This is a genomic window from Colwellia sp. MB02u-9 (genome assembly GCF_014077085.1).
GTDB lineage: Bacteria > Pseudomonadota > Gammaproteobacteria > Enterobacterales > Alteromonadaceae > Cognaticolwellia.
This window is the reverse complement of the sequence record NZ_JACGVF010000097.1, coordinates 1-12,485: the sequence shown is the minus strand read 5'-3', so window position 1 is coordinate 12,485 and position 12,485 is coordinate 1. Positions and strand designations below refer to the sequence as shown.

General features: G+C 39.3%; 9 protein-coding genes. All 9 read left to right on the top strand.

What is annotated here, in order from left to right; genetic code table 11:
• The first annotated feature begins 15 nt into the window (after positions 1-15).
• Positions 16-1,116, top strand: a complete 1,101-nt coding sequence (rfbB, locus tag H4J65_RS13190; RefSeq protein WP_182198486.1) for a dTDP-glucose 4,6-dehydratase — start codon at positions 16-18, stop codon at positions 1,114-1,116.
• A 296-nt stretch (positions 1,117-1,412) separates the two neighbouring features.
• Positions 1,413-2,315 (top strand): UTP--glucose-1-phosphate uridylyltransferase GalU, encoded by a 903-nt coding sequence (galU, locus tag H4J65_RS13185; RefSeq protein WP_182198485.1) that lies wholly within the window; start codon positions 1,413-1,415, stop codon positions 2,313-2,315.
• A gap of 385 nt (positions 2,316-2,700) precedes the next feature.
• Positions 2,701-3,075, top strand: coding sequence for a GxxExxY protein (locus H4J65_RS13180; RefSeq protein ID WP_182198484.1), 375 nt, complete (start codon positions 2,701-2,703; stop codon positions 3,073-3,075).
• 538 nt (positions 3,076-3,613) lie between these two features.
• Complete coding sequence (gene pgi / locus H4J65_RS13175; protein WP_182198483.1) at positions 3,614-5,263, top strand: glucose-6-phosphate isomerase; 1,650 nt, start codon at positions 3,614-3,616, stop codon at positions 5,261-5,263.
• Between the two features lie 473 nt (positions 5,264-5,736).
• Positions 5,737-6,636, top strand: a complete 900-nt coding sequence (gene cysD / locus H4J65_RS13170; protein WP_182138269.1) for a sulfate adenylyltransferase subunit CysD — start codon at positions 5,737-5,739, stop codon at positions 6,634-6,636.
• A gap of 239 nt (positions 6,637-6,875) precedes the next feature.
• Positions 6,876-7,211, top strand: a complete 336-nt coding sequence (locus H4J65_RS13165) for a four helix bundle protein (RefSeq protein ID WP_182198482.1) — start codon at positions 6,876-6,878, stop codon at positions 7,209-7,211.
• A gap of 148 nt (positions 7,212-7,359) precedes the next feature.
• Positions 7,360-8,784, top strand: coding sequence for a sulfate adenylyltransferase subunit CysN (gene cysN, locus H4J65_RS13160; protein WP_182198481.1), 1,425 nt, complete (start codon positions 7,360-7,362; stop codon positions 8,782-8,784).
• 739 nt (positions 8,785-9,523) lie between these two features.
• On the top strand, positions 9,524-11,251 hold the full coding sequence (locus tag H4J65_RS13155) for an SLC13 family permease (protein WP_182198480.1): 1,728 nt from the start codon (positions 9,524-9,526) through the stop codon (positions 11,249-11,251).
• Between the two features lie 171 nt (positions 11,252-11,422).
• On the top strand, positions 11,423-12,025 hold the full coding sequence (gene cysC, locus H4J65_RS13150) for an adenylyl-sulfate kinase (protein WP_182198479.1): 603 nt from the start codon (positions 11,423-11,425) through the stop codon (positions 12,023-12,025).
• The last annotated feature ends 460 nt before the right edge of the window (positions 12,026-12,485 follow it).

The window sequence follows — 12,485 nt, the reverse complement described above, 5'->3', positions numbered from 1 at the left end:
TAATTCGAGATTTTTATGAAAAAATTATTAGTTACAGGTGGCGCCGGTTTTATTGGCGCTAACTTTGTACATTATTGGATGGCAAAATATTCAGCCGATAAAGTTGTGGTACTTGACGCACTAACTTACGCGGGCAATATTGCTAACTTAGATAGCGTAAAAGATGATGCTAATTTTACTTTTGTTCATGGCAATATTTGTGACCAAGCCTTAATTGAAACATTACTGGTTGAACACGGTATTGATACCTTAGTGCATTTTGCGGCAGAATCTCACGTTGATCGTTCGATTACAGGCCCTGATGCCTTTATCGAAACCAATATTATTGGCACTTATAGTTTACTTAAAGCGGCTAAAAAAGTTTGGTTAGACGGCAAAAGTATTCTTGTAGGACATAGGTTTCATCATGTGTCTACTGATGAAGTTTATGGCACGCTTTCACCTACCGACCCTGCTTTTACCGAAGATACAGCTTACGCGCCTAATTCACCTTATTCAGCTAGTAAAGCCGCTAGTGATCATTTAGTGCGAGCTTATCACCATACTTATGGTTTAAATGTGACTACCAGTAATTGTTCGAATAACTATGGACCGTTTCATTTTCCTGAAAAGCTTATCCCTTTAGTTATTACTAATATTTTGCATGATAAAGCCTTGCCAATTTACGGCGATGGCCAACAAATTCGTGATTGGTTATACGTTGAAGACCACGCTTACGGCATAGATTTAGTCTTACAAGATGGCCGTGTTGGTGAAAACTACAATATTGGTGGCGATAATGAATGGGCAAATATTGATATTGTTAAAACCATTTCAAAACTGGTTGAACAAGAATTCATTAAAAACCAAGATTTAGCTACTCGTTTTCCTGCGGCTAAAGCGGCGATGGCGCAAAACACTGAATCACTTATTACTTACGTGAAAGACAGGCTTGGCCATGACCGCCGTTATGCCATTGACGCGACTAAAACAAACAATGAGTTGAGCTATAAACCGAAAGAGTCATTTGAAACCGGTATTGCTAAAACGGTTGCTTGGTATTTGAATAATGAAGCTTGGTGGCAAAGTGTGATGGATGGCTCGTATCAAAACTGGATAGCCGAGCAATATTCATAAGTTGTGCCGGTAGGTAAAAATATTTGAAATATATATAATCGTTATAATTAACAGGTCGGGTTTCCGGCCTTTTTTATATTTAATTATTGTATTGTAGTAATAAGTTTTGTAGATTTAAAATATTGCGATGTTTTAGCTTTAGATTACATTCTTTATAATTTTTTAAGTGTTTTTAAACGCACTAATTAATCTTACTGTTAGACAATATGATGGATGCAAATTTTTTCATCTATAAACATCACGACATGTACACAAGTAACCCATACAATAAATAAAATTTGCAATTAAGGATGAAAATGTCAAATAGAATCACAAAAGCGGTAATACCCGTCGCGGGCCTTGGTACACGGATGCTGCCAGCAACAAAAGCCATTCCAAAAGAAATGCTACCCATTGTTGATAAACCACTTATTCAATACATAGTGAATGAATGTATTGCCGCGGGTATTAAAGAAATTGTGTTAGTAACGCACTCTTCTAAAAACGCGATTGAAAACCATTTTGATAAGTCGTTTGAGCTTGAAACTACTTTAGAAAAACGTGTAAAACGTCAATTGCTTGATGAAATTCAAGCAATATGTCCGAAAGATGTCACCATCTTGCATGTGCGCCAAGGTGAAGCTAAAGGCTTAGGCCATGCGGTATTAAAAGCTCGTCCTATTATTGGTAATGAACCGTTTGTAGTAGTGTTACCCGATGTTATTTTAGATGATGCTACGGCAGATTTGAAAACCGAAAATTTAGCGGCGATGTTAACCCGTTATAACGAAGTTGGTGGCTACAGCCAGATTATGGTTGAACCTGTACCAATGGAGCAAGTAAGTAGTTACGGTGTGGTTGATTGTGGCGGTGTTGAGCTTGCCCCTGGCGAGTCACAAACTATGACGGCTATTGTTGAAAAACCATCGATGGAAGATGCGCCGTCAAATTTAGCTGTGGTTGGCCGTTATGTGTTGTCTGAAAAAATTTGGGATTTGTTAAAAATTACTCCTCCTGGTGCGGGTGATGAAATTCAATTAACGGATGCTATTGCGATGTTAATGGAAAAAGAAACCGTTGAAGCCTTTCATATGACGGGTAAATCTCATGACTGTGGTTCTAAGTTAGGTTATATGAAGGCCAATGTTGAATATGGTTTGCGTCATCCTGAATTGGCTGATGACTTTAGAAGTTATTTAACTGATTTGATGAAGGTTTAAAGTAAAGGCACTGCGTATTTTCAGGGTTTTACTCTCCTGCTTTTTTTCCTGAGAATGATCTTTTTTTACAGGGAGGAAACAATGAGAAGTGAATGAGGTGAGACTTTAAATATTTAAAAGCGCTATATTTTCTATGTTTACCCTCCTTCAGTCCTCATTCTGTTCTCCCTGTGTCGATATGTTTTTTTTACAGGGAGGAAACAATGAGAAGTGAATGAGGTGGGACTTTAACTATTTAAAAGTACTTTGTGTTTTTAGTTTTTATCCTCCTTCAGTCGTCATTTCCTTCCCCCTGTGTAGATATGTTTATTTTTTTTACAGTGAGGGAACAATGAGAAAGGAATAGGTTTTTATTTAATAGCTTTAAAGGATTAGGGGTGTTGAAATGGATTGTACGGGTGAGGTTATCGGTTGCGCTATTGAAGTGCATAAGCAATTAGGCCCCGGGCTTTTAGAGTCAACTTATGAGAAGTGTTTGATGTATGAGTTGTATTCGAATAATATTACTGCACATTCTCAAGTCATTTTGCCTATCTGTTATAAGAATATGAATATTGAAGCGGGCTATCGTTTAGATATATTGTTACCTAATGAACTAATAATAGAACTTAAATCAGTTGATAGGCTTATCCCGGTGTACTCAGCACAATTGTTAACGTATATGAAATTAACTCATATAAATAAAGGTTTGTTGATTAATTTTAATGTTAAAAAGTTAACCGATGGCATACGAAGGTTTAATTTGTCTTTTGAATCTTAGCGGTTGCCTTCTTTCTGCTTTATTTTGTTGTTTTTTCACAGGGAGGAAACAATGAGAAGTGAATGAGGTAGGGCTTTAAACATTTAAAAGCACTTTATGTTTTAGTGCTTTACCTCCTACAGTGCTCCTGCTTTTCTCCCTGTGAATAATTTTTATTTTTTTACAGGGAGGAAACAACGAGAAGTGAATGAGGTAGGGCTTTAAATATTTATAAGTAATTAATTTTTAATTGTTTTACCTCCTGAAGTTCTCCTGCTTTTCTCTTTGTGAATGATTTTTATTTTTTACAGGGAGGAAACAATGAGAAGGGAATGAGGTAGGGCTTTAACATTTAAAAACACTTTATTTTTTAGTGTTTTACCTCCTGTAGTCCTCCTTCTTTCCTTCCTGTGAATTATTTTGTTGTTTTTTTAAGTGGAGTGTCGTTTCATAGGTTATGATGTTTTTTAGTTGGCTTGGGGTTGACGGGTTAAAGTAAGACCCACAGGTTCATTGTCATTTTTCTTTATTAACACTCATTTATTAAAAGTATAGGTATATGGACGTAACTAATTTATCGCAGTTTACTGAACTGGCATTAACGCGTAATATTTTCTCATTATTTTCCGACCCTGAGCGCAGCGAAAATTATACGATTTCGGCGGCGGGTTTGTTCTTAGATTATGCTAAGCAAAACATTGTTGATAGTGAGTTTACGCCATTATTTACTTTGGCTGAGCAGGTTGATCTTGCGGGTAAAATATCAGCGCAGTTTTCGGGTGAAAAGATCAACACTACCGAACAGCGCGCTGTTTTGCATACGGTATTACGTGCGCCTGACTCGGTTAAACTTGATGTGTTAGGGGCGCAAGCCGATGAGGTTATTAACACTGAAGCCAAAATGGCCGCCATTGTTGATGATGTGCATTCGGGTAAGGTGTGTTCGGTTACTGGTGAAAAGTTTACTGATATTCTCGCTATCGGCATTGGCGGCTCTTATTACGGTGTTAAGGTGGCCTTGTCGGCACTTGTGCCTTACCATCAGCCGGGTTTGAAAGCGCATGTGTTAGCCAATGTTGATGGTGATGCCGCGCAGGAAAAATTTGCTAAACTTAATGCCGCAACCACGCTGGTGGTGGTAGTTTCTAAAACCTTTACTACGCAAGAAACCCTACTTAATGCAGTTGTTGTTAAAGCTTGGATGCTTAATGCTTTGGTTGAACCTCATTATTCATCTGCAGAGGTTATTGCTCAACATTGGTATGCGGTCAGCAGTAATATTGAGGCGGCAACAGCGTTTGGACTTAATGCAGATAATATTTTGCCGATGTGGGATTGGGTTGGTGGCCGGTTTTCTTTATGGTCAGCGGTGGGTTTGCCACTGGCATTGATTATTGGTAATAACCATTTCAACGCGTTAAAAGCCGGTGCTTATGCCATGGACGAGCATTTTAAAAATGCACCGTTTGAGCAAAATATGCCGGTAATGATGGCTTTGCTCGGTATTTGGAATCGAAATGCTTTAGGTTACCCTAGCTTAGCTATTTTACCTTATAACCATGCGCTGAGAGCTTTACCGGGTTATTTGCAGCAAACCGATATGGAAAGCAATGGTAAGTCGGTTTCTATTACCGGTAAAACGCTTAATTATTTAACCGCCCCCGTGGTTTTTGGTCAGGAAGGTACGAATGGCCAACATGCCTTTATGCAATTAATGCATCAAAGTGCCGATATTATTCCAACAGATTTTATTCTCTCTCTTGCCCCAACGAGCAAACATTTGGCTAATCATGACGCTTTAGTGGCTAACTGTTTTGCTCAGAGTGAAGCGTTAATGCAAGGTAAAACCTTAGCCCAAGCGAAAGCAGAAATGCTGGATGCTGGCGCCAGTGAGGCTGAAGCGAATAGGCTAGCTGCTCATAAAACCATGAAAGGTAATACCCCAAGTAATACTATTTTAATGCAGCAGTTAGATCCCCACTCCCTTGGCGCTTTATTAGCGTTGTATGAGCATAAAATATTTGTTCAAGGCGTAGTATGGCAGATAAACTCATACGACCAATGGGGCGTTGAATTAGGTAAGCAACTTGGTAAAGAAGTACTTAACGTGATGGCGCAGCCGATGAGCGATATTGACAGTGAAAAGCTTTCTGCCTCGTCACTGGCATTAATTCGTCGTTATAAAAGTAACTTAACTAATGCTATTTGAAATAACTAATCGATCATTTTAAGCAGGTTTAAATCGGCAATATCTGCTTCGCCTACAGGGATGTAGGTACTTATGTTTGGTCTGGAACAATAAACATGTGCTTACAGGGCTGTTCCTATCTATATCGGTAATTGCTCCGGCATTACTCTAATAATTACACTCATGTAATAACATTGCTCCACGGCATTAGTAAATCCTTTTAGTCGATTTAGCTACTTATGTTTAGTTTGAAACAATAAACATGTGCGCTGGATTATTGTTCCTCACTGTCCATTAGCTCAGTTACTTATTTCAGTTACTTATTTCAGTTACTTAACTGAATTGGCGTAGGTTATATTTTTAGAATAAGAAGTTTAATCTTCCTTTCTCTTTATACCTTTTTGGTATAACCAAGCTTTTACTCATATGGATAATACTTTATTCTTGTGCCATGATATTAATCAATAATATCATGCCAACATTAGTGGTCAGCAATGCAATTAACCCATTTACAAAAGTTAGAAGCCGAATCTATTCATATCATGCGCGAAGTTGCCGCAGAATTTGATAATCCTGTGATGCTTTACTCGGTTGGTAAAGACTCCGCCGTGCTACTTCATCTTGCGCGAAAAGCCTTTGCTCCTGGAAAAATACCTTTTCCGCTATTACATGTTGATACCAACTGGAAATTCAAAGAAATGATTGCCTTTCGCGATGAAATGGCAAAAGAACATGGCTTTGATTTACTCGTGCATAAAAATGCCGAAGGTATGGCGATGAATATTAGTCCGTTTGAGCACGGTAGTGCTAAGCATACCGATATCATGAAAACTCAAGGCTTAAAGCAAGCCCTTGATAAATATGGTTTTGATGCCGCTTTTGGTGGCGCACGTCGCGACGAAGAAAAATCGCGCGCGAAAGAGCGTGTGTATTCATTTCGTGATAAAAATCATCGTTGGGATCCTAAAAGCCAACGCCCTGAGCTGTGGAACATTTATAACGGTAAAGTGAATAAAGGCGAAAGCATTCGTGTTTTTCCATTATCGAATTGGACCGAGCTTGATATTTGGCAATACATCTATTTAGAAGGCATTAAAATTGTGCCACTTTATTTAGCTGAAAAACGCCCGGTAGTTGAACGCGATGGCACTCTAATCATGGTTGACGACGACCGTATGCCTATTGGTAAAGACGAAGTGGTGCAAATGAAAAGTGTGCGCTTTAGAACTTTAGGTTGTTATCCGTTAACCGGCGCTGTTGAGTCAACCGCAACAACCTTACCTGAAATTATTCAAGAAATGCTATTAACCAAAACCTCTGAGCGCCAAGGCCGTGTGATTGACCACGACTCGGCAGGCTCAATGGAGAAGAAAAAGATGGAAGGTTATTTTTAAAGCTTCGTTTTAAAAATAGCTATAAGTATTTAGCTGTCAGCTTTCAGTTAAGATCAGCAAAACAAGTTTTGAGCATTTGGTTAGGGAAATAGTAAAAAGTAACGTTGAGTTCTAAGCTGAAGAAAATATAGCTATCAGTTTACAGCTGTCAGCTTTCAGTAAGTTACTGGTTTGGTGTTCTAGGTCTTTCTGATGGCTTTGAACTGAAAGCTTACAGCTTATTTTAACAAGGATTTGTTATGAACTTTGAGAAGTTAGAGGTATGGAAACGCGCTGCGCGCTTGTCTGCGGAAATTTATAAGCAAACTGCTTCGTTACGTGATTTTGGTTTTAGGGATCAAATCACGCGTTCTAGCTTGTCTGTACCGAGTAACATTGCCGAAGGTATGACAAGAGAAACGCCGAAAGATAAGAGACACTTTATTACTATTTCAAGGTCTTCTTTGGCAGAGCTCAGAACACAAATTTATATTGGAATCGAGATCGGCTATTTATCAAAAATTAAAGGCCGGGTCTGGATTAAAGAAACAGAAGAGTTATCAGCCATGTTAACAGGGCTGAGAAACTCGATATGAGATTAGTTGAAAGCTTAAAAGCTTAAAAGATAGCTATCAGTTTTTAGCTTTCAGCTGTCAGTAAAAACAAGCGCCATACTGATGGTTTTTGTTTTTACTGACAGCTATAGACTGACAGCTTACAGCTATTAAATATTTAGGAATGATGATGATAGATTCACCCAAGAAAGATTTACTTACGAACGACTTACTTGAAACCGATATTGAAGCTTATTTGAAGCAGCATGAAAACAAAGAAATGGTGCGATTTTTTACTTGTGGTAGCGTTGATGATGGCAAAAGTACATTAATTGGCCGGTTATTACACGATTCAAAAATGATCTTTGAAGATCAATTAGCGGCGATTAAAAACGACAGTAAAAAGTCAGGCACTACTGGTGAAGCTATTGATCTAGCCTTACTCGTTGACGGCTTGCAGTCAGAGCGAGAGCAGGGCATTACTATTGATGTTGCTTATCGTTATTTTGCTACTGATAAACGTAAGTTTATTATTGCCGATACCCCAGGCCATGAACAATACACCCGCAATATGGCTACGGGCGCTTCAACCTGTGATCTGGCCATTATTTTGATTGATGCTCGTCACGGTGTGCAAGTGCAAACTCGTCGTCATTCTTATATTTGTTCTTTGTTAGGCATTAAGCATGTTTTAGTAGCAGTTAACAAAATGGACTTGGTTGATTATAGCCAAGACCGTTATCAAGAGATTAAAAAAGACTACCGCAAATTTGCCGATGACTTAGCTTTTGAAGATGTACGTTTTGTGCCAATTTCAGCGCTTAATGGTGATAATGTTGTTGACGAAAGTAGCAAAATGCCTTGGTATCCCGGCGCTACGTTAATGAAGTTATTGAATACTATTAAGGTAGATGATCAAAAACACTTTACCCAATTTCGTTTGCAAGTACAGTATGTTAACCGTCCTAATCTCGATTTTAGAGGTTTTGCTGGCACAGTGGGCTCAGGACATATTCGCGTTGGTGATGAAATTGTTGCTTTGCCATCAGGTAAGCAAAGTAAGATTAAGTCGATTGTAACTTTTGAAGGTAACATTGATCGCGCCGATCACGGTATGGCGGTTACTTTGACCCTTGAAGATGAGATTGACATCAGTCGCGGCGAAATGATTGTTAAAAAGGGCAGTATTCCTACTTCAGCTAAAGAGCTAAGTGCGACTATTGTTTGGATGCATGAAGACGAATTAGAACCAGGGCGTGAATACTACATTAAGCACGGCAGTAAGCTCACCACAGGACACGCAATAAAAATTGACCACCGCATTGATGTTAATACCTTGGAGAAATTTCCGGTTGACCAATTAGCGTTAAATGAAATCGGTGTTGCTCAACTTGAAGTAGCTGAAGCGTTACATTTTGATGCTTATGGTGATAATCCAGCGACCGGTGCTTTTATTATTATTGACCGATTGAGTAACGTTACTGTTGGTGCGGGTATGATTAACAGCGCACTTGAAGCGAAGCAAGATCATCAGTACTCAGCGTTTGAACAAGAACTTAACACCTTAGTTCGCAAGCACTTCCCACATTGGGGCGCACGCGATTTATTGAAATAGCGTTATAAAGTTAAGCGCTTATGTGTAGGTTGGATTATAGTCCAACCTACAAGAACCCACGGGCAATAATGTAGCCCTGGGCAATTGTTTATGTAGGTCGGACTTTAGTCCGTCAACTGTATAGCGAGCCATTAACGTAATGGGCCAAAAAACATCTGAAACGGGCATTGTTTTGTTGTTCGCATGTATGTGAAGACGGTTAAATTTCATTTAACTTGATGGACTAAAGTCCAACCTACAAGAGCCTACGGGTGATAATGTAGTGTTGGGCGTTTGTTTTTTTGTGTTTTTTGTAGGTCGGACTTTAGTCCGTCAACTGTAAAGCGAGCCATTAACGTAATGGGCCACAAAACATCTGCAACGGGCATTATTTTGTCATTCGCATGTATGCGAAGACGGTTAAATTTCATTTAACCTGATGGACTAAAGTCCAACCTACAAGAGCCTACGGGTGATAATGTAGTGTTGGGCGTTTGGTTTTTTTTGTGATTTTTGTAGGTCGGGCTTTAGTCCGTCAACTTTACAGCGAGCCATTAAAGAGATGGGCCAAAAAACATCTGCAACGGGCATTATTTTGTCATTCGCATGTATGCGAAGAAGGTTAAATTTCATTTAACCTGATGGAGTAAAGTCCAACCAACATAGAGCCTACGGGTGATAATCTAGTGTTGGGCAATTTTTATAATTTCACGAAATTTACTTTTCGAACAGTAGTTAGAACTTGGATTAGGTTTACATTATGTTGTATACGCAGTGGCTACTGGTCGCAATATTTGCATTAACGCTGATTGGGCTGGTTTTTTTTCCGAACAAACCCGAGCGTGTTTTTGGTAGTACAACGTTACTGTGTTTAGCTGCGTCATTTGTTAGCACGGATGATATTCTCAGTAATGCGGTAAATCCTGGTTTAGTGACGTTATTATTATTGGTGTTATGTTCTTTTGCTTACGAACGCACCAGTATTTTAAGGCGTATATCAGCGTTAATGCTCAATGGTAAAGCATCTACGGCAAGTTTTAGAACGCTTGTATTTACCGCTTTGAGTTCGGCATTAATCAGTAATACGGCGGTGGTCGCTACATTAATTTCGGTAGTGAAAAAAAATACTGTGGTCAATCCTGGTAAATTACTCTTACCCTTGTCATTCGCCGCTATTCTTGGTGGTACTTTAACCTTAATTGGTACTTCAACTAACTTAATTGTTAATTCGTTATGGCTAGAACAAGGTCAACAAAGTTTAGGTTTTTTTGACTTTACGCTAGTGGGTGGTGCTGCACTGGTTGCTTGTTTGTTGATTATATTATTGCGTCAACATACTTTAGCTGACATGCCAAACGAGCAGCTAGGCGATAAGGAATATCTGGTTGAAGCACAAGTAAAACCTAACTCCAAACTCATTGGAAAAAGCATTGAAGATAATGGCTTAAGAAATTTAGACACTTTATTTTTGGTCGAGTTAGTACGCTGCGGGCGGCTTATTTCCCCGGTAACGCCAGATGAAGTAATAGAACCGAATGACAGGCTAATTTTTAGTGGTGACATCAGCAAAGTTTTAGTCTTGCAGCAATTTGATGGCTTAACCTTATTTGCTGAGCAAAAGGGTTTGTTACGGGAAAACTTAACCGAAGTATTGATTAAACCTGATTCTGCTATTGTAGGTAAAACCTTAAAAACAGCCGGGTTTAGGGCAAGGTTTGATGCCGCCGTTGTCGCTATTCGCCGAGAGGGCACGTCGCTTTCTGGCAAACTCGGTGATATAAAAGTGCAAGCGGGTGACTTTTTAGTTTTAGCGGTGGGCTCCGATTTTTGCGCGCGCACTAATTTAACGAAAAACTTTTTCATTCTTTCCGGTCATAAACCCGACGATATGCTGTCAGGCTGGCGTGACTCTTTAGCTATTTTTGGCTTTATTATTGCTATTGCGCTGACCATGGTGACTACGATAAGTTTATTGTCGAGCCTAATGTTTTATTTAGCGTTATTGATTTTAACTGGTTGTTTAACGGTGAATGAAATTAAGCGCCGATTCCCAATTGAAATTTGGCTCATTGTGCTAGGTGCATTAACCTTAGCGCAAGCGTTTGAACATAGCGGTGTCGCAGGAATTTTTGCTCATGAAATTGAGCAATTACTGGCAGGTGAAAGTGCCTTAATCGCTATGGTGGTGATATTTTTCATTACCTTAATATTGACCGAAGTTATTACCAACAGCGCCGCGGCGGCTTTAGTGTTTCCGGTAGCTTATAATATTGCCATTGGCTTAGGTGTTAACCCTTTACCCTTAGTGATGGCGGTAGCCTTTGGCGCTAGTGGCAGTTTTATTAGCCCTTATGGTTATCAAACCAATATTATGGTGTTTAATGCCGGCAACTATAAAATCACTGACTTTATTAAATTTGGTTGGCCAATAACACTGACTTATAGTGTAGTGGTGTTAATCTTGATACCGGTGATTTTTCCGTTTTAGAGCAAAATAAAAGAGAAGCTTTTAGTTTAAAGCTGTCAGCTGTCAGTAAAAAACAAAGATCAGAGATTAGTTGGGCGTTTGGTTGTGTTTTTACTGACAGCTTTGAACTGATAGCTTAAAGCTTAAAGCTTTGTTAGCTTACAGCTATGTACATAATTTAACTGGAATAATATGAAAACTGAAAATACCGTTTGGCACACCCAACAAGTGAGCAAAGCACAACGCGCTGATATCAAAAAGCAAAAAGCTTGTTTGTTATGGTACACAGGTCTTAGTGGCTCAGGTAAATCAACCATTGCCAACGCGGTTGACGCGTTACTTTTTCAACGCCATTGTCATAGTTATTTACTTGATGGTGACAATGTTCGCCATGGCTTTAATGGTGACTTAGGCTTTAGTGATGAAGAGAGAGTTGAAAACATTCGCCGTATTAGCGAAGTGGCAAAACTGTTTGTAGATGCCGGTTTAATTGTCTCAACCGCATTTATATCTCCTTTTGCCGCTGATCGCGCCATGGCAGCCAACAAGCTTGAGAATGGAGAATTTATTGAAGTATTTATTGATACTCCGATTGCTGTTTGCGAACAACGTGATCCAAAAGGCTTGTATAAAAAAGCCCGAGCAGGTGAGATTAAAGACTTTACCGGTATAGACTCTACTTACGAAGCGCCTGAAAACCCAGCCATTCATATCGACACGGCTAATAAAAGTATTGAACAATGTGCTCAACAAGTGGTTGATTATCTGATCACACAAGGCTTGATCACTGATTGAGCCTACGGGTGACAATGTAACGTTGGGCAATTGTTGATGTAGGTCGGACTTTAGTCCGTCAACTGTATAGCGAGCCATTAACGTAATGGGCCAAAAAACATCTGAAAATGGTATTATTTTGTCGTTCGCATTGATGCCAAAGACGGTTAAATTTCATTTAACTTGATGGACTAAAGTCCAACCTACAAGAGCCTACGGGTGATAACGTAGCCTTGGGAAATTTTTGATGTAGGTCGGACTTTAGTCCGTCAACCATTAGCAGGCGATTAACGCGATGGGCTAGCAAACACTTGCAGCGAGTATTATTTTCTCAATTGGCATTGAGGCAGAAGACGGTTAAATTTCATTTAACTTGATGGACTAAAGTCCAACCTTGTATCTCTCTAAATAGAGTAATGAGCTATTATTCTATGACGAGAACTAAGAGAGTTTGAGTCCAACCTTAAAGCATTGACTTTGG

Excerpts from the sequence above, each read along its gene's own strand:
- rfbB (WP_182198486.1), top strand. The coding sequence starts at position 16 with ATGAAAAAATTATTAGTTACAGGTGGCGCCGGTTTTATTGGCGCTAAC.
- galU (WP_182198485.1), top strand. The coding sequence starts at position 1,413 with ATGTCAAATAGAATCACAAAAGCGGTAATACCCGTCGCGGGCCTTGGT.
- H4J65_RS13180 (WP_182198484.1), top strand. The coding sequence starts at position 2,701 with ATGGATTGTACGGGTGAGGTTATCGGTTGCGCTATTGAAGTGCATAAG.
- pgi (WP_182198483.1), top strand. The coding sequence starts at position 3,614 with ATGGACGTAACTAATTTATCGCAGTTTACTGAACTGGCATTAACGCGT.
- cysD (WP_182138269.1), top strand. The coding sequence starts at position 5,737 with ATGCAATTAACCCATTTACAAAAGTTAGAAGCCGAATCTATTCATATC.
- H4J65_RS13165 (WP_182198482.1), top strand. The coding sequence starts at position 6,876 with ATGAACTTTGAGAAGTTAGAGGTATGGAAACGCGCTGCGCGCTTGTCT.
- cysN (WP_182198481.1), top strand. The coding sequence starts at position 7,360 with ATGATAGATTCACCCAAGAAAGATTTACTTACGAACGACTTACTTGAA.
- H4J65_RS13155 (WP_182198480.1), top strand. The coding sequence starts at position 9,524 with ATGTTGTATACGCAGTGGCTACTGGTCGCAATATTTGCATTAACGCTG.
- cysC (WP_182198479.1), top strand. The coding sequence starts at position 11,423 with ATGAAAACTGAAAATACCGTTTGGCACACCCAACAAGTGAGCAAAGCA.